Source organism: Streptomyces sp. LMG1-1-1.1 (assembly GCF_040815545.1).
GTDB lineage: Bacteria > Actinomycetota > Actinomycetes > Streptomycetales > Streptomycetaceae > Streptomyces.
This window is the reverse complement of sequence record NZ_JBFPNH010000073.1, coordinates 1-17,498: the sequence shown is the minus strand read 5'-3', so window position 1 is coordinate 17,498 and position 17,498 is coordinate 1. Positions and strand designations below refer to the sequence as shown.

Genomic DNA, 17,498 nt, shown 5'->3' with positions numbered 1-17,498 from the left:
GTCGGACAACGCATCCTGGCCCTGACCGCCGCCATCTGGCACAACCGGGCCAACACCACAGCCCTGACCAGGTCACTCATCGCCTACGACCACTGACCAGCACTTCGGACTTACTCGTCTAGGGGGTTGTGCCCACCCGTTCCGCCCTTGGCGGACGTATGCCCACAACCGGGGGAGGTCGCGGCCCGAGGCGGGGGCCACAAGCCAGGGGACGGCCGGGGCGGCGGCCACAACCGGGGGGAGGGCGCGGCCTTGGCGGGGCGCGGCTGGGGTAGCGGCCAGAAACCAGGGGGCGGCCGGGGCGGCGGCCACAAGCGGGGGAGGTCGCGGCCTTGGCGGCCACGAACCACGGGCGCGGCCGGGGCGGCGGCCACAACCGGGGGAGGTCGCGGCCTAGGCGGGGCGCGGCTGGGGCGGCTACGAACCAGGGGGCGACCGGGACGGCGGCCACAACCGGCGGAGGGCGCGGCCGGGGCGGCGGCCATAGCCGGCGGGGGTCACAGCCAGGGCAGCGGCCGCAGCCGAGGGGCGGCTGCGGCCGAGGGGGGGCCGGCGGGAATGGCCCCCCGGCGGGGATGGGCCTCCCGGGTGGCCCTCCCGGCGGGGGTGGGGCGCGGCTGGAGGAAGGTAACGGTGGGGGCGGGCGCGGTCGAAGGGAGCGGGGCCGGGGTAGGGGTGGCCTGCGGGGCCGGGGAGGAGTGTGGGTGGGGGGTTGGGCGCGACGCGGGGGGGGATTAGCGGCCTTGGTATTTGGCGGAGGTGGTGCGGGCGGTGGGGAGTTTGTTGTAGAGGCGGCCGCCGGGGCATTCGGTGGCGAAGCCGTCGCGGTGGCCGGCGATGGCGTTGAAGCGGACGGTGGTGCCCTTGCGGTAGCGGTTGCCGCCGCCGGAGACGAGGTAGGCGGCGCCCTTGGGGTTCACGCCGTGGAGGCCGAGCTTCCAGGCGGTGAGGCGGGCGACGGCGGTGACGGCGGCGGCCGGCGCCGCGCTCTGGCTGTAGGTGCCGAGGACGGCGATGCCCATGCTGTTGGTGTTGAAGCCGAGGGTGTGGGCGCCGAGGACGGGCTTGGCGACGCCGCCGGCGCGGCCCTCGTAGATGTTGCCGCACTTGTCGACGGCGAAGTTGTAGCCGAAGTCCCGCCAGCCGCTGCTCTTCACGTGGTAGCGGTAGATGCTGCGCAGGACGGAGGGGGCCTGGCGGCAGGTGTAGTTGTTGCCGGTGGCGCTGTGGTGGACGAAGGCGGCCTTGATGGTCTTGGTGTAGACGAAGCCCTTCTCGCGGAGTCGCTCGTCGGCGCCCCAGCCCTTGCGGGTGATGATCTTGGGGCGGGGTCCGATGTACGGCTTCGCGGCGGCGAGCGCGACGGGCGCGGCCTGCCCCGCGGCCCGCAGCGGGGCCGCCTGCCGGAACGCGAGCTCCGTCGCCTCCTTCGACAGGGCCGGGATCCAGGTCGCCCCGTACGCCGCCAGCTGGGAGTTGACCCCACTGGCCGCCGCCTCCGCCGCGCTCAGACCGGCGGGGGCCGCCGGGGCGGCCGGGGCGGCGGCCGTACGGCTCCGGTGGGGCGCGGGGGCCTCGGCCGCCGGGACCTCGGCCGCCGGGTCCTCACCCGGGTCGACGAGTTCGAGGCGGAGGCCGGCGGGGAGCGGTTCCTCGCCCCGGACGCGGATCTCGACGCCGTCCGAGTCGCCCACCCACAGGGGTGCGGTGGAGCCCCGGATCGCCCGGGTGGTGCCCTCGGCGGTGTCCGGGTCGGCTCCGTGTTCCTCGTTGTGGGTCTCGACGTCCTGCCACGGGGACCAGCCGGCGCCCCCGGTCGCACCGGTCGCGCGGGTGCGGACCTGCACGGTCCCGTGCAGCGGGGCCGCCGGGTCGTCCCAGACGACACCGACGAGCGAGAAGGGTCTGACGTCGCGTCGGGTGAGCCCCTGTTCGCCCGCGCCCGCCGTCTCCCCGCCCAGCGCCCGGGTGGCACTGGCCAGGGGCGCGAGCGGCAAGGACTGGGTGGAGCCCGGCAGTTCGGGCGCGGGCGGCAGCGCCGGGGCCGCCGGAGACAGTGCGGACTCCGCCGGAGACACCGCCGGGTCCGCCGGAGGCAGCGCCGGGTCTGCCCCCGGCGCCACGGAGGTCGTCGACGGCAGGGCGGGGTCCACCTCCGGCGCCACGGAGGTCGTTGACGGCAGGGCGGGGTCCGCTGCCGTTACCGCGGAGGTCGTCGACGGGGTTGCGGGGTCCTCCGCCGACGCTACGGAGGTCGTCGACGGCAGCGCGGAGACCGCTCGTGGCAGCCCGAGCGCCGACGGCACCACGGCCGCCGCCGGAGCGGCGAGGGAGACCGGCAGGGCGAGCACCGCCGCGCAGGTGACGGCGATCGAGGAGGCGAGTGAGGCACGCATGGGCCGATCGTGCGTATCCCGGGGCCGTTCCGCGCGCCGGGAATCCGCCCGGAAACTGACGTGCCGTCGGGCCGACCGGTGGACGGCGTCACCGGTACGGCGGACGCCGTGCGGCCGCCCGCGTACGCTGTCCGGCGTGAACGCCAGCGACCGCACCCCCGCCGACCTGCTGCGATCCGCGCTCGCCGCGGACCCGGCCCGCCCTTTGATCACTTTCTACGACGACGCCACCGGTGAGCGCGTGGAATTGTCCGTCGCCACCTTCGCCAATTGGGTGGCCAAGACGGCGAACCTGCTCCAGGGCGAACTGTCCGCCGCGCCGGGCGACCGGCTCGCGCTGCTGCTGCCGGCGCACTGGCAGACGGCCGTCTGGCTGCTGGCCTGCTCCTCTGTCGGGGTGGCCGCGGAAGTCGGCGGCGATCCCGCGGACGCCGACCTGGTGGTGGCGGGTCCGGACACCCTGGAGGCGGGTCTCGCCTGCTCCGGGGAGCGGATCGCGCTCTCGCTGGCCCCGTTGGGACGCCGGTTCCCCGCCGCGCCCGCCGGGTACGCCGACTACGCGGTCGAGGTGCCGAGCCAGGGCGACCGTTTCGCCCCGTTCGTACCGGTCGACGCGGACGCTCCGGCGCTCGTCGTCGACGGTACGGAACGCAGCGGAGCCCAGCTCGTCGAGCAGGCGCGCGCGGACGCGGCGGCGCTCGGCCTCGCCCCCGGCTCCCGTCTCCTCTCCGGCCTCGACTACGACGGCTGGCAGGGCCTCTCCTCCGGCCTGTACGCCCCCCTCGCGGCCGGCGGCTCCGTGGTGCTGTGCCGGAACCTGGACCGGCTGGGCGCCGACGGCCTGGAGAAGCGCGTGGAGAGCGAGCGGGTGACCCACACCTCGCGCTGAGCCCGCACGGGCATCGGTTCACTCGGTCGGCCCAGCACCGCGCCGAGTCCCCGGGTCCGCGCGCCGAGTCCGGTACATGATCGGCCAGAGGGATTCGACTCCTTCCGCACAACCATGCGTCGGGCTCGGTCGTCTCCTTCGACGACCGGTGGCCGCCCGTCGCGCCGCCGACGCCATGAAGGACGGACCCAGACGTGACGGACCGTGCAGGCACGCCCGCCGAACCGGACCCGGCGGCAGCGGAGGACGCGACGGCGTCCGGTGAAGCCGGGATGCCCGGCGGGCCGGAGCGACCCGGGACACCGGACGGCCCCGGCGGACCGGAGGGAACCGGTGGGCCGGAGGGAACCGGCGGACCGGAGGGAACCGGTGGGCCGGGAGGGCCCAAAACGCCGGAAGGGCCCGAAACGCCGGAAGGACCTGGGACACCGGAAGGACCTGGGACACCAAAGCCCGCGCCGCGTAAGCGGCACTGGTTGCGGTGGACGGCGCTCGGGGTGTCGGTCGTCGTGCTGGGCGCCGCCGGGGTCGGCTGGTGGTTCTACCGGAAGCTCGACGGCAACATCACGACGGACACGACGGCCGCCGACGAGCTCCGGAGGTACGAGAAGGAGCGCCCGCCGGCGGGCACGTCGACCGCCCGGAACATCCTGCTCATCGGTTCGGACACCCGGGCCGGCGAGGGGAACGGGAAGTACGGCCAGGACAAGGGCACCCAGCGCTCGGACACGACGATCCTGCTGCACCTGTCGGCGGGGAACACGAGCGCGACCGCCGTCTCCCTCCCCCGCGACCTGATGGTGACGATCCCGAGCTGCCGCAAGCCGGACGGGACCCGCACCCGTGAGCAGTTCGCGCAGTTCAACTGGGCCTTCGAGTTCGGCGGCACGGCGTGCACGATCCGTACCGTCGAGAAGCTGACCGGGATCCGGGTGGACCACCACATGGTGATCGACTTCCGGGGCTTCAAGAAGATGGTGGACGCCGTGGACGGCGTGGAGATCTGCCTCAAGGAGCCCGTGAACGACGCCGACGCCCATCTGAAGCTGCCCGCGGGGCGCCAGACGCTCCACGGCGAGCAGGCGCTGGGCTTCGTACGGGCGCGGAAGTCGATCGGCAACGGCAGCGACACCGATCGCATGGACCGCCAGCAGCAGTTCCTCGGTGCGCTCGTCAACAAGGTGCAGAGCGACGGGGTGCTGCTCAACCCGACCAAGCTGTACCCGGTGCTGGACGCGGCGACCAAGGCGATCACCACGGACCCGGGGCTCGACTCGCTGCGGGACCTGTACGACCTGGCGCGGACGATGCGGTCCGTGCCGACCGAGAGGGTGCAGTTCCTCACGGTGCCGCGGCGCGCGTACTCGTACGACGCGAACCGGGACGAACTGGTGCAACCGGCGGCGAGCCAACTCTTCAAGCAACTGCGGGAGGACAGGCCCGTCGTGGTGGCGCCGAGCACCGAGGACGACGGCCGGAAGCCCGCCGCGGACGGGAAGCCCGACGACTCGGACGCCCAGGCGCCGTCGCCCACTCCCACCTTCACCGGACGTAACGCGGCGGAAGCGGTGTGCTCGTGACGAGGAGCCGACGGGGACGGCGAGTAAAGGGCGACTCAAGGGGAGGGTGGGGAGCGATGAGGTTTGAGCAAATTGTCCAGTTGTAAGCGGCGTGGAATTTGTCACGGACGTCGCCCCACGCTGAACTGGGCGGATAGTGTGACGCGATCCGGTGCACCCCGACCTCGTGGTCGCACTCACCAAGGATCGAACGACCGAGAGAGCGGCGCCCTGTGGGGGAGGCGCCTCGCGTGGCACCGACGGAGGATTCGAGTAACCGTGGACGCGCACAGCCGTGGACGGGCGGACGAGATCGACCCCGCCGACCAGTGGGTACTCAACCCGCAGACGGGCAACTACGAACTGCGACTGGACCGCTCCGCTGGGCAGTCGCAGGCGTCGGCCCGGACCCGCAGACCCGCCCCCTCCGCCCCGTCACCCGCGCCGACCGAGGCACCCGTCCCCGGCCAGCGCCGCCGCCGTGCCCCCGAGCAGGCCGACACCGGCCGGATCCCGCCCCAGGGCCGGCGCAAGCGCAAGCAGGGCGCGTCCCGCAAGAAGAAGGTCCTCCTGTGGACCGGCGGGACGATGGCGTTCGTCCTCGTGGGCGGCGCGGCCGGCGCGTACGCCCTCTACAAGAAGCTCGACGGCAACCTCGACGTCGTCGAGGTCGTCGGCAAGAACACCAGCGAGGGCTTCGCCAAGGGCAAGGCCTTCAACATCCTGATCATCGGCACGGACAAGCGGACCGGCGAGGGCAACGCGGGCTACGGCGACAAGAACAGTCCCGGCCACGCCGACACCACGATCCTCTTCCACGTCTCCAAGGACCGGACGAACGCCACGGCGCTCTCCATCCCGCGCGACATGAAGACGAACATCCCCGAGTGCCAGACGCGCCAGCCCGACAAGACCATCAAGACGATCCCCGCCGAGGAGGACGTCCGCTTCAACGTGAGCCTCGGCCAGAACGGCCGTGACGCCGGCTGCGTCATGCGCACGGTCAAGGAGCTGACCGGCGTCGAGGTGGACCACTTCATGATGGCCGACTTCAACGCCGTCAAGGAGATGACGACGGCCATCGGCGGCGTGAAGGTCTGCGTCGAGAAGCCCGTCAACGACTCGAAGTCCCATCTGAAGCTGCCCGCCGGCGAGTCCGTCATCCAGGGCGAGCAGGCCCTCGCCTTCGTCCGCACCCGGCACAGCTTCGGCAACGAGAGCGACCTGGACCGCATCAAGGTCCAGCAGCAGTTCCTCAGTTCGATGATCCGCCAGATGAAGTCGGACGACACGCTGACGGACCCGGGCAAGCTGCTCGACCTCGCCAACGCGGCCACGAGCGCGCTCACCGTCGACTCCGGCATAGGCTCGCTCACCAAGCTCCAGGACCTGGCCGGCGAGCTGTCCTCGATCGACACCAAGAACATCGCGTTCACCACCCTGCCGGTCATCGACAACCCCGCCGAGAAGGTCAGGGCGACGGTCGTCCCCGACCCGGTCAAGGCACCGCAGCTGTTCGCGATGCTCCAGTCCGACACCTCGCTCACCGAGGTGAAGAAGCAGCAGCAGGAAGCCAAGAACGCCCAGAACCAGGCGCAGGCCGCGCTCCTCAAGGGCGCGCGGTCCACCGCCGCCGAGGTGCGCGTCGACGTCTACAACGGCAGCGGCATCCGGGGCGCGGCCCAGTCGACCATCAACTGGCTGCAGAACGACCAGGGTGTGAACCGCTCCACCAACAAGAGCAACGCCCCCGAGAAGGCGGCGAAGACCACGCTCACCTATGCACCGAACCAGGCCGATCAGGCCCGCAAACTCGCGGACATGATGGGTCTGCCCGCTTCGGCTCTCAAGCCGGGCACACAGGACGCCGGGGTACGCGAGCCCATGACGCTCGTCCTCGGCGCCGACTTCAAGGGCGCGGGGGTGCCAGTCACCGGACCGGCAAAGGCGCCGAAGGATCTGGAGAAGGTAGCAGCTGACAAGCAGGTGTGTGCCAAGTGATCCGGAAACACCGGGACTTGACGCACGTCTGACTGACGAGGGGACCTGGGGTGGGACAGAACAGCGTGCGTGGGGAGGGAACGCGGGGACGCGTTCCGCGCGCCCGTGAACTGGGCTGGGACGACGACCTGTACGGCGCCGGTGAAGCCACCGGCGCGGGCGGGAGCGCTCCCGAGGAGACGGCGGAGGCCGACGCACCCGCGTCGGGCCGCGCCGCGCGCCGGCGCGGGAACGACGCGGGTGGCGGCAAGGGCGGGGGCAAGGGCGGCGAAACGGGCCCCGGCGGACGTGCCGCGGCGCGCCGGCGCGCCAAGAAGTCCGGCAAGCACAAGGTGCTGCGGTGGACGGCGATCACCCTGTCGTTGCTGATACTCGGCACGGCCGGCGCCGGATACCTGTACTACGAGCACCTGAACGGCAACATCCGCAGCGGTGACCGCGCGGGCGGCAGCAGCGGCGTGAAGAAGGCCGCGCCGAACGCGCTGGGCGACACTCCGCTGAACATCCTGCTGATCGGCTCCGACAGCCGTGCCGACGAGAAGAACATCGCGCTGGGCGGCGGCAGGAAGGACAAGGACCGCAAGCCGCTCGCCGACGTCCAGATGCTGCTGCACGTCTCGGCGGACCGCGAGAACGCCTCGATCATCTCCATCCCGCGCGACACGGTCGTCCGGATCCCGGAGTGCAAGGGCGAGGACGGCACGCCGTACGCCGCCACGAGCAACCGGCCCATCAACGAGAGCCTCCAGCGGGGCGGCCCTGGCTGCACCCTCACCACCTGGGAGAGCCTCACCGGGGTCTACATCGACCACTGGATGATGGTCGACTTCGCCGGTGTGGTGTCGATGGCGGACGAGGTCGGCGGCGTCCCGGTCTGCGTCAAGGACTCCGTCTACGACAGGTCGACCCCGGCGGCGCCGGGCGGCTCCCAGCTGAAGATGCTGAAGGGCACGCACGACGTCCAGGGCCAGCAGGCCCTCCAGTGGCTGCGCACCCGGCACGCGTTCGGCAGCGACCAGAACCGCGCCAAGGCCCAGCACATGTACATGAACGGGCTGATGAAGAAGCTCCAGGGGCAGAACGCCTGGAGCGACACCGGACGGCTGATGGGGCTTGCCGAGACCGCCACCAAGGCCCTCCAGGTCTCCGCCGACCTCGACACGGTGAAGAAGCTGTTCGACCTGTCGATGCAGCTCAAGAACGTGAAGATCGACCGCCTCACGACGGCGACGGTACCGACGGCCCCGTATCCGCAGAACCCGGACGCGTGGCTCCAGATGGTGCCGGCGTCCGCGGACAGGATGTGGTCGATGATCCGCGACGACGTCGCCATGGACAAGAACGGCGACCCGGCCGGCACCAAGCCGAAGCCGACCGCCTCGGCGAAGCCGAAGACGCCCGCCGAGGCGCCCGGCGCCTTCGACGTGACCGTCGTCAACGGCACCAGCGGCGACGGCGACCAGTCGGCCGTCGAGGGCCGGGCGGGCGACCTCGCCGGGGTCCTCCAGGGCAAGGGCTACACCCGGGCCGAGGCCTCCCGTGAGGGCGCGGGCCGCAAGGACACCGTGGTCATCTACCCCAAGTCGGACGGCGAGCAGGGCAAGGCGAACGCCCTGTCCGTCGCCAAGGCGCTCGGCCTGCCCGACTCGGCGGTCCGGACCGACGACAAGGCGCAGGGCATCACCCTGGTCATCGGCGCCGACTGGCGCGAGGGCACCACGTACAAGAGGCCGACGGCCAAGGCGGGCGACCTGCCCGACGGCGCCGACGACAAGGCCACCTGCATGGACATCTACTCGGTCTACAAGTGGGACGGGAAGAGCTGACCGCACTCCCCCGACGTACGGCGACGGCCGGGCCCCTTCCGGGGTCCGGCCGTCGTCGTGTGTGCGGAGCTCGTCAGACCGTCTCGGTCTCGCCCGTCTTCACCGCGGGGCGGCGGCTCGCGATGACCTTCCTCGCGAGGGACCGGGGGCTGGTGAGGAAGCCGTAGCCCCAGGACATGTGCATGGTGGCGAGGGCCACGGGGATCTGCAGGCGCGCCTTGAGCGGGAGGCCCTTGCCGGCCGGGAGGGAGCCGGCCGTGATGGCGGCGAGGTAGCCGGCCGGGATCACGAAACCGAGCGGGGTGAGGACGGCGCCCACCACGAGGCCGGCGGCGATGGCGCAGACGGCGGTCGGCGGGGCCAGGTAGCGGAGGTTGATGGAGCCCTGGTGGTAGCGGGCCACCACGTGCCGCCAGCGGCCGTAGTCCTTGTACTGCTTGGCGAGCGCCTTCACGGAGGGCCGCGGGCGGTACTGGACGCGGAGCTCGGGCGAGAACCAGATGAGGCCGCCGGCCTCGCGGATGCGGAAGTTGAGCTCCCAGTCCTGGGCGCGGATGAACTCGACGTTGTAGCCGCCCTGCTGTTCGAGCGCCTCGCGCCGGAAGACGCCCAGGTACACGGTCTCGGCGGGGCCCGCCTCGCCGCCCGTGTGGAAGGCGGCGTTGCCGACGCCGATCTTCGAGGTCATCGCGGCGGCGACCGCGTCCTCCCAGGCGTTCTCGCCCTCGGCGTGCATCACCCCGCCGACGTTCTGCGCGCCGGTCTCCTCCAGGAGCCGGACGGCGGTGGCGATGTAGTTCGGGGAGAGCATGCCGTGGCCGTCGACACGCACCACGATCGGGTGGTGCGAGGCCTGGATCGCCGCGTTGAGCGCGGCGGGGGTACGACCGGTGGGGTTCGGCACCGTGTGGACGCGGCGCTTGTCCGAGGCGGTTTCGCGGACGAGCTCGGCGGCGATCTCGTCCGTGCGGTCCGTGGACGGACCGAGGGCGATCACCACCTCCATCTCGCCGTCGTACTCCTGCTCCAGGATGTGACGAACCGAGGTGCGCAGGTACCGCTCCTCGTTGAGGACCGGCATGATCACGGAGACGGGGGGCGTGGCGTTCATTGCCCGCCACGTTACCGCGAATGGGGGACAGCGGTGCGCGCCGAGCGGGTGGTGGGCCCTGGCGCTGATCGTATGGGCCTACCGTGCTCACGGTTCCCTTTGTCACACCCGCGGAGGTGTCCGTCCGTGCCCACACCGCCCCGCACGCCCCGTCCCCGGCCCGCCGCCCGTCCCGTACCGGTCCGCCGGCGGCGGAGGCGCCCCCGGTGGGGGATGCGGATGGCGACGGCGCTGTCCGTGACGGTCCTCGCCGCGGGCGGCATCGGGCACGCCGTGGTCACCGGCCTGGACACCGGGATCACCCGGGTCGACCCGTTCAAGGACATGAAGAACCGGCCGCAGGCCGGGCACGGGATGAACATCCTGGTCGTCGGCACCGACGGCCGCGACCGGATCACCCCCGAGGAGAGGGCGAAGTACCGGCTCGGCGGCGCGCCCTGCCACTGCACCGACACGGTGATGCTCGTCCACATCTCCGAGGACCGGGAACGGGCCAGCGTGGTGAGCCTCCCCCGCGACTCGTACGCCGAGATGCCCGAGCACACCGACCTGAACAGCGGCAGGAAGCACCACGCCCACCCCGTGAAGCTGAACGCGGCCTACGCGGAGGGCGGACCCGGGCTCACCGTGCGGACCGTCGAGTCGATGACCGGCGTCAAGATCGACCACTACCTGGAGGTCGACTTCACCAGCTTCATGAAGACCGTCGACGCCGTCGGCGGCGTCCAGATCTGTACGACCAGGGCGGTCAAGGACCCGTACACCGGGCTCGACCTCACGGCCGGCACCCACGAACTCGACGGCGGGCAGGCCCTCCAGTACGTCCGCTCCCGCCACATCGACGGCGCCGCCGACATCGGGCGCATGCAGCGCCAGCAGCGCTTCCTCGCGGCGCTCATCGAGCGGACGACCAGCGGCGGGGTGCTGCTCAACCCGGTGCGGTTCCGCGAGGTCGCCACGACGATGCTGAGCTCCGTACGGGCCGACGAGGACTTCGGAACGGACCAGCTGCTCGCCCTCGCCAAGGCGATGCGCGGCTTCACCCCCGCCTCCTCGGAGTTCGTGTCCGTGCCGATCGGGGACATGAGCTTCCCCGTGAAGGGCATCGGGTCGACGGTGAAATGGGACGCGGCCAAGGCCCAGAAGCTGTTCCAGGCGCTCCGCGACGACCGGCCGCTCGCCCCGCAGAAGGCCGCCACCTCGTCGAAGGCCCCCAAGGCGGCCGTCGTGGACGTGGCGCCGCGCACTATCCGCGTCCAGGTCTACAACGGGACCCGCACGGACGGCCTCGGCCGCAAGGTCGACGACGCGCTGCGCGCGACCGGCTTCGACACCACCCGCACGCCGATGACGGGGGCCGGCCGGGAGTACCCGCGCACCGTCGTCGAGTACGACCCCCGCTGGGACCGGTCCGCGAAGTCCCTCGCGGCGGCGTTGCCGGGGGCGGAGCTGCGGGCGGTGGCGGGGAGGGGCGGGACGCTGCGGGTGACGGTGGGCGGGGATTACCGGGGGGTGACGGGGGTGCGGGCGGAGGATGCGGGGCGCGGGGGGCCGTTCGAGGCGGTGACCGGGGACCAGGTGGTGTGCCCGTAGGCCGTGGGCCGTGGCCTGATGCGGGTGCCGTGCTGGTGCGGGTTCAGGTGCGGAGCCTGGGCGCGGCGGGCGCCGTTCTGTTGTGCCCACCCGTTCCGCCCTGCGGAACGATTGCCCACAACGGGGGGGCAGGGGGGCGGATTAGTCTTCGTAGCCTTCGGCGGCTCGGCGTTCGCGGAGGGCTTTGATGGCCTGGCGGCGGGCGAGGCGGTGGGTGCGGCGGATCTGGGCTTCCTGGTTGCGCCGGTTGTCCTGTTCGGTCTCGGGGATGACCTGGGGGACGCGGCGGGGCTTGCCGTCGGCGTCGACGGCGGCGAAGACGAGGTAGGCGGAGCCGACCTGGGTGGCGGGGGTGGACTCGTTCCAGCGCTCGGCCATGACGCGGACGCCGACCTCCATGGAGGAGCGGCCGGTCCAGTTGACCTGGGCCTTGACGTGGAGGAGGTCGCCGACGCGGACGGGTTCGAGGAAGGCCATCTCGTCCATGGAGGCGGTGACGGCGGGGCCGCCCGAGTGCCGGCCCGCGACGGCGCCGGCGGCGTCGTCGACCAGCTTCATGATCACGCCGCCGTGCACCGTACCGAGGAGGTTGGTGTCGTGGCTCGTCATGATGTGGCTGAGGGTGGTGCGGGAGGCGGAGGTCGGCTTGCCCGGGAGGTCGTCCGGGATATCGCCCTGTTCTGTCATGCCCTCCACCATATGCCGGGTCCTGTGGCGGGTAGTCGTTCGGTCCGCTTTGCATCAGCTTGGCAACAGCACCGGTCCGATCTTCTACCCGGACTGTCGCCCGGAAAGCCCTGCCCGGCACACTGGTCCGTATGAATGACTGGCCTGAAGACGGCGGGTACGGCCGCGGCAACGCGAACTCCCAGCCCGAGGGACCCCGCCGGATGAGCCATGTACAGCGCCCGCAGGCTCCGCAGCAGCCCCGCTACGACCAGGGCCAGGGCCGCGGACAGGGCCAGGGCCAGGGCTACAACCCGAACTACACGCAGGCGCGCAACGAGGGTTACGACTCCGGCTACAGCTCGGGCCAGGTCTACGGCGGCGCCCCGCAGGGCGGGCAGGGCGGCGGCAACGGCGCCCCGCCGCCGTACACGCCGCAGGGGCCCGGGCGGCCCGCGCCGGACTGGCGCAAGCGCGCCAAGGTGGGCTCGATCGTGCTGGTGGTCGGCGTCCTCGCCTGGGGCATCGGCACGTACGCGTGGGCCGGTTCGCAGATGCGGAACGAGGTCGACCTCTCCAAGGTCATCGAGCGGCCCGAGGAGGGCGACTGCACGACGTACCTGATCGTCGGCTCCGACAGCCGCGAGGGCATGTCCGCCGAGGAGAAGAAGAAGCTGCACACCGGCTCGGCCGAGGGCAAGCGGACCGACTCCATGATGATCCTCGCGGCCTGCTCCAGCGGGAACACGATGGTCTCGCTGCCCCGTGACTCCTGGGTGACGATCCCGAACTTCGTCGGCTCCGAGTCGGGCAAGTCGTACCCGGCGCGCGGGGGCTCCAAGCTGAACGCGGCCTACGCGATGGACGGCCCCGAGCTGCTCGTGCGGACCGTCGAGTTCAACACGGGGCTGCACATCGACCACTACGCGGAGATCGGCTTCGCCGGCTTCGCGAACATCGTGGACGCGCTCGGCGGCGTCGAGCTGAACATCGACAAGGGCTTCAAGGACAAGAAGTCCGGCGCCGACTTCCAGGCCGGCAAGCAGACCCTCAACGGCGAGCAGGCGCTGGCGTTCGTCCGGACCCGGTACGCGTTCGCCGACTCGGACCTCCAGCGGACCAAGAACCAGCAGAAGTTCCTCTCCGCGCTGGCCAACCAGGCGGCGACGCCGGGCACGATCCTCAACCCGTTCGCGCTGTACCCGACGCTCGGCGCCGGCCTGGACACGCTGATCGTGGACAAGGACATGTCGCTGTACGACCTCGGGAAGATGTTCTTCGCGATGAAGGGCATCAACAGCGGCGACGGCACGTCCATGAACATGCCGCTCGCGGGCTCCGCGCCGCAGAACTCCCTCAAGTGGGACATGCCGAAGGTGAAGCAGCTGGTCGAGCAGATCAAGAACGACGAGAAGGTCACGGTGACGTCGAACCGCTGAACGGGGCACACCCGGACACACCGTCACCTACCGGCACGCACCGGAACTCACCGGCCACGCCGGGACAACGCGAAGGCGCCCCTCACGAGCGAACGTGAGGGGCGCCTTCGTGTGTCCGGTGCGCGGGGGCCGGGGCTCCGGTCAGCCGACGACCCGGTACAGGGTCTGGCCGTTGGGGCCGGTCTCCACCTTGCGGACCGCGGGGTCTCCCTCAGGGAGGCCCGGCTGGTTCTTCCACTGGAGGACCCACGTCACGTCGTACTTGTGGAGCAGCTCGATCCGCTCCTCGCGGGAGGTGCCCTCGGCGAAGTACCGCTTCGCGTCGGCGACGCGCTCGTCCTCGTCCGGCAGGAAGAAGTCCGGGTAGGGGACCGTCACCGTGTAGAAGCCGAAGGCGGGCAGCTTCTGGGCCGCCTTCCAGTCCGTCATGAAGACGTCGCCGTACTTGGCGTGTTCCGCGACCCAGTGGTAGGTGCGCGGGGGCTGCCAGGTGCCCTCGGTGATCGTGGTGGACAGCGCGTCCTGACGGAGGATGAAGCCGAGGCCGGAGCGCTGGCCCCAGAGGCCCATGGTGAGGGCCACGGCGAGGGCGGTGCCGAAGACGGCCTTGAAGAGCTTGCGGCCCGCCTCGGCGGCGGTGATCGCGGCGGCGATCTGCGCCGGGATGACGACGGCCGGCAGCACGCGGCCGTACGACCACTTGTCGAGGACGTAGCCGGCCGCGACCATCGCCAGCGCGACGAGGAACCACAGGACCAGCGGGTCGCGCCGGTCGCGGACGAAGCGCATGGCGAGGGCGACGACGCCCACGATCATGACCAGGCCGTAGACCGGGAAGAGGTTGTCGTAGAGGACCTTGTGGATGTCCTCCAGGCCCCCGATGCCGAAGAGCGAGAAGAACGAGTAGTACGGCCAGAGGGCCAGCACCGCGAGACCGGCGACGACCGCGCCGACCAGCTTGAGCCAGGTCTCCCTGACGGGCCACGGACGGGCGCCGCCGAGGACGCCGATCGCGCCGAGCGTGATCACGACGCCGGAGAACTGGTGGCTGAGCATCAGGACGGCCCACAGCACGCCGAGTCCCAGGTACGACTGCCAGCCGGTGGCCGAGCCGCGCCGCAGGGCGAGCCGGAGGAGGGCCAGGAAGTGCATGCCGAGGGCGAGCGTGAAGACGCTCGGGTACGCCATGATCAGGCCGAGCGAGGCGAAGCCGAGGAAGCCGCTCCAGGCGAAGCCCTTGGTGCCCCAGAGGAACAGCACGCAGAGCACCGCGAGCGGCGGTGCGACGCGCCGGTCGGTGAAGGTCCGCGTGAAGAACCAGACGCCCGTGAAGAGCAGTACGAGGCTCAGGACGGCCGCGATGCGCAGGATGTGGAAGGTGTCGAGGTCGGTCGCCTTGGCGACCAGGCTCAGGAAGACCATCCACGGCGAGTAGTACGGGCTGTCCGTGGCGGAGTCCACCATCGGGTTGCCCGGGTGGACCAGGTCGTGGCGCAGCCGCTGGATCGTGGCCGCGTGCACGCCGAGGTCGCCGGTCCAGGGCAGGCGTATCACCATGAAGACGAACGCCGTCACGACCAGGAGGAGCGCGCCGTGCACCGCCCCGAGCACCCGGCTCTCGGAGAAGAGCCGGGCGAGCCACGAGGACCCCTCGGAGGGCGGCGGGGTGGGCCTGTCGGCCGACGCCCGGGCCACGTCTCCCGAGGAGTCCCTGCGTATGGAGGAGAGGCTCACTTACGGCCCCGGGAGCGGACCCGAAGCTTCCACGGCATGGCGATGGACTCCAGCTGCACGGCCAGGTTCATCTTGGACTCGCCGACGGTGCGGTCCTCGAAGTGGATCGGCACCTCCATGACCTGGAAGCCCTTGCGGAGCGCGGCGTACTTCATCTCGACCTGGAAGCTGTAGCCGGCGCTGCCGACGGAGCCGAGGTCGATGGCGCGCAGCGCGTCGGCGCTCCACAGGTTGAAGCCGCCCGTGATGTCGCGCACACGGGTGCCGAGGATGGTGCTGGCGTAGGCGTTGGCCCAGCGGGAGAGGAGCTTGCGGTGGGCGCCCCAGGCGTCGGAGAGGGTGCCACCGGGGACGTACCGGCTGCCGACGACCAGACCGGCGTCGGTGGAGAGGGCGACGCCGAGCATCTCGGCGACCTTGCCCTCGGGGTGGGAGCCGTCGGCGTCCATCTGGAGGACGTAGCGCGCGCCGTCCTCGACGGCCTTGCTCATGCCGGCCGCGTAGGCGCGGCCGAGGCCGTCCTTGGCGGTGCGGTGCATGACCGACATGCGCGGGGTGCCGTCCTCGGCGTGGAACTTCTGGGCGAGCTCCTCGGCTATCTGGCCGGTGCCGTCCGGGGAGGAGTCGTCGACGATGAGCAGCCGCAGGCCGGGTATGTCGAGATCCATGAGCAGTTCGGCCATGCGCGGCACGTTTCCGGCCTCGTTGTACGTGGGCATGACCACGGTCAGCGGGGTGCGGCCCCACGTCTCGGGAAGAGCGCCCGCATGGCCGGTCGCGACGTCATCCGCACCGGGGTTCTGGTACACACCTGTCACTGGATTACTGCCTCACTGACGACTGAAGGTTGGAGATCCGGTGGAGCGGGCCCGAGGGCCGCTCCGGGTGCCCGGGAGTCCCCTCGGACCCGTCGGGTCCGAGGGACACGCGAAGACTCAGGGCCGGGTCATCGGTCCGAGGAGAAGCGGAGCGCGGCGTCGGGCAGCTCTGCCTCGCACCACACACGCGCACCGGCACGTACCTCGTTGTCCGCGCCGACCCTGGCTCCGTCGCCGACGACCGCGCTGTCGACGACAGTGCGCTCACCGATGACCGAGCGCGCGCCGATGAGGCTGGCGCTCACCTGGGCGCCGGCCCGGACGGTCGCGCCGTCGAGCACGATGGAGCCCTGGACGACGGCGCCGGCCTCGATGCGTGCACCGGCTCCTACCACGGTACCGTCCCCGAGCTTGGCGCCGGGATCCACCTCGGCACCGGGAAGCACCAGGGCCTCGCCGCGGGGGCCGGGCACGGCCGGGGAGGAGACGACGCCGCGCACGAGGTCGGCGGAGGCCTGGACGAAGGACTCGGGCTTGCCGAGGTCCAGCCAGTACGTGTCCTCGGTCTTGCCGTGGAGCTTGGCTCCGGAGGCGAGGAGGCCGGGGAAGGTCTCGCGCTCGACGGAGACCGGGCGGCCCTCGGGGATGGCGTCGATCACGGAGCGGCGGAAGACGTAGCAGCCGGCGTTGATCTGGTCGGTGACGATCTCCTCGGGCGTCTGCGGCTTCTCCGTGAAGGCCAGCACACGGCTGTCGGCGTCGGTGGGGACCAGGCCGAAGGCGCGGGGGTCGGCGACGCGCACGAGGTGCAGGGAGACGTCCGCCTCGGCGGCCTGGTGGGACTCGACGAGGCCGCGGATGTCGAGGCCGGTGAGGATGTCGCCGTTGAAGACGAGGACGGGCTCGTCGGGCCCGCTGGTGAGGCGGCGCGCGGCGTTGCGGATGGCTCCGCCGGTGCCGAGGGGCTCGTCCTCGATGACGTATTCCAGGTGGACGCCGAACGCGGAGCCGTCACCGAAGTACGGCTCGAAGACCTCTGCGAGGTAGCAGGTCGCCATGACGATGTGGGTCACACCCGCGTCCGCGGCCCTGGCTATCTGGTGGGCCAGGAAGGGGACCCCTGCGGCTGGCACCATCGGCTTGGGGGTGTTGACCGTGACGGGTCGCAGGCGCGTCCCCTGTCCGCCGACCAGCAGCACCGCTTCCGTCATTGTCTTCCCTAACACGATCGGGTGTACGAAGCGCTAAATCTAGCCCAACCGCGCGTCTATGCGGACCGGAGGCGAGCACGGATGACCGCCTCCGGCAACACTTCTGTTCGCCTTGCGGCGCCCCGCGATTACGGGAGGTTGCGGGCCATCACGATGCGCTGAACCTGGTTGGTGCCCTCGTAGATCTGGGTGATCTTGGCGTCGCGCATCATCCGCTCCACCGGGTAGTCGCGGGTGTAGCCGTAGCCGCCCAGG

Annotated in this window: 13 protein-coding genes and 1 pseudogene; 7 read left to right on the top strand and 7 right to left on the bottom strand. The window is 71.5% G+C overall.

Annotated features, from left to right (window positions below; all coding sequences use genetic code 11):
- Window positions 1-96 (top strand): annotated as a pseudogene (locus tag MRBLMG1_RS37490) (IS982 family transposase); the annotation flags it as partial.
- 638 nt (window positions 97-734) lie between these two features.
- On the opposite strand, the gene MRBLMG1_RS33455 reads toward MRBLMG1_RS37490, so the two are convergent.
- Window positions 735-2,396: a peptidoglycan recognition protein family protein gene (locus MRBLMG1_RS33455; protein ID WP_367827899.1), complete on the bottom strand. Its 1,662-nt coding sequence runs from the start codon at window positions 2,394-2,396 to the stop codon at window positions 735-737.
- Window positions 2,397-2,532: 136 nt separating this feature from the next.
- Between MRBLMG1_RS33455 and MRBLMG1_RS33450 the strand changes: the two genes are divergently transcribed.
- From MRBLMG1_RS33450 to MRBLMG1_RS33435, 4 genes are all read left to right on the top strand, one after another.
- Window positions 2,533-3,285 (top strand): TIGR03089 family protein, encoded by a 753-nt coding sequence (locus tag MRBLMG1_RS33450; RefSeq protein WP_367827898.1) that lies wholly within the window; start codon window positions 2,533-2,535, stop codon window positions 3,283-3,285.
- A 194-nt stretch (window positions 3,286-3,479) separates the two neighbouring features.
- Entirely contained in the window at window positions 3,480-4,865 is a 1,386-nt protein-coding gene (locus MRBLMG1_RS33445) for an LCP family protein (protein ID WP_367827897.1), read from the top strand.
- A gap of 258 nt (window positions 4,866-5,123) precedes the next feature.
- Window positions 5,124-6,845 (top strand): LCP family protein, encoded by a 1,722-nt coding sequence (locus MRBLMG1_RS33440; RefSeq protein ID WP_367827896.1) that lies wholly within the window; start codon window positions 5,124-5,126, stop codon window positions 6,843-6,845.
- A gap of 50 nt (window positions 6,846-6,895) precedes the next feature.
- Window positions 6,896-8,671 carry an LCP family protein gene (locus tag MRBLMG1_RS33435; protein WP_367827895.1) on the top strand — a complete coding sequence of 592 codons (1,776 nt, stop codon included), beginning with the start codon at window positions 6,896-6,898 and terminating at the stop codon, window positions 8,669-8,671.
- A gap of 73 nt (window positions 8,672-8,744) precedes the next feature.
- On the opposite strand, the gene MRBLMG1_RS33430 is transcribed toward MRBLMG1_RS33435, so the two are convergent.
- Complete coding sequence (locus MRBLMG1_RS33430; RefSeq protein WP_367827894.1) at window positions 8,745-9,782, bottom strand: glycosyltransferase family 2 protein; 1,038 nt, start codon at window positions 9,780-9,782, stop codon at window positions 8,745-8,747.
- A gap of 213 nt (window positions 9,783-9,995) precedes the next feature.
- On the opposite strand from MRBLMG1_RS33430, the gene MRBLMG1_RS33425 reads away from it, so the two are divergent.
- Window positions 9,996-11,375: an LCP family protein gene (locus tag MRBLMG1_RS33425; RefSeq protein ID WP_367827893.1), complete on the top strand. Its 1,380-nt coding sequence runs from the start codon at window positions 9,996-9,998 to the stop codon at window positions 11,373-11,375.
- A 141-nt stretch (window positions 11,376-11,516) separates the two neighbouring features.
- Here the strand turns inward: MRBLMG1_RS33425 and MRBLMG1_RS33420 are convergent, their stop codons facing one another.
- Window positions 11,517-12,062 (bottom strand): acyl-CoA thioesterase, encoded by a 546-nt coding sequence (locus MRBLMG1_RS33420; protein WP_367827892.1) that lies wholly within the window; start codon window positions 12,060-12,062, stop codon window positions 11,517-11,519.
- A gap of 131 nt (window positions 12,063-12,193) precedes the next feature.
- Between MRBLMG1_RS33420 and MRBLMG1_RS33415 the strand changes: the two genes are divergently transcribed.
- Window positions 12,194-13,480 carry an LCP family protein gene (locus MRBLMG1_RS33415; RefSeq protein WP_367827891.1) on the top strand — a complete coding sequence of 429 codons (1,287 nt, stop codon included), beginning with the start codon at window positions 12,194-12,196 and terminating at the stop codon, window positions 13,478-13,480.
- 141 nt (window positions 13,481-13,621) lie between these two features.
- Here MRBLMG1_RS33415 and MRBLMG1_RS33410 read toward each other — a convergent pair whose 3' ends face one another.
- The 4 genes from MRBLMG1_RS33410 to MRBLMG1_RS33395 form a co-directional block, all read right to left on the bottom strand.
- Complete coding sequence (locus MRBLMG1_RS33410) at window positions 13,622-15,214, bottom strand: hypothetical protein (protein ID WP_367827890.1); 1,593 nt, start codon at window positions 15,212-15,214, stop codon at window positions 13,622-13,624.
- Window positions 15,211-16,023 (bottom strand): polyprenol monophosphomannose synthase, encoded by an 813-nt coding sequence (locus MRBLMG1_RS33405; RefSeq protein ID WP_414721696.1) that lies wholly within the window; start codon window positions 16,021-16,023, stop codon window positions 15,211-15,213. Before MRBLMG1_RS33405 ends, MRBLMG1_RS33410 begins: the two co-directional genes overlap by 4 nt.
- 137 nt (window positions 16,024-16,160) lie before the next feature.
- Entirely contained in the window at window positions 16,161-17,243 is a 1,083-nt protein-coding gene (locus MRBLMG1_RS33400) for a sugar phosphate nucleotidyltransferase (protein WP_367827889.1), read from the bottom strand.
- Between the two features lie 128 nt (window positions 17,244-17,371).
- A partial coding sequence (locus tag MRBLMG1_RS33395) for an acyl-CoA dehydrogenase family protein (protein WP_262986058.1) occupies window positions 17,372-17,498 on the bottom strand: 127 nt, incomplete at its 5' end.

What these genes read in the sequence shown, in the direction of transcription:
- MRBLMG1_RS33455 (WP_367827899.1), bottom strand. Translation starts at nt 2,396, where the DNA reads ATGCGTGCCTCACTCGCCTCCTCGATCGCCGTCACCTGCGCGGCGGTG.
- MRBLMG1_RS33430 (WP_367827894.1), bottom strand. Translation starts at nt 9,782, where the DNA reads ATGAACGCCACGCCCCCCGTCTCCGTGATCATGCCGGTCCTCAACGAG.
- MRBLMG1_RS33425 (WP_367827893.1), top strand. Translation starts at nt 9,996, where the DNA reads ATGCGGATGGCGACGGCGCTGTCCGTGACGGTCCTCGCCGCGGGCGGC.
- MRBLMG1_RS33420 (WP_367827892.1), bottom strand. Translation starts at nt 12,062, where the DNA reads ATGACAGAACAGGGCGATATCCCGGACGACCTCCCGGGCAAGCCGACC.
- MRBLMG1_RS33415 (WP_367827891.1), top strand. Translation starts at nt 12,194, where the DNA reads ATGAATGACTGGCCTGAAGACGGCGGGTACGGCCGCGGCAACGCGAAC.
- MRBLMG1_RS33400 (WP_367827889.1), bottom strand. Translation starts at nt 17,243, where the DNA reads ATGACGGAAGCGGTGCTGCTGGTCGGCGGACAGGGGACGCGCCTGCGA.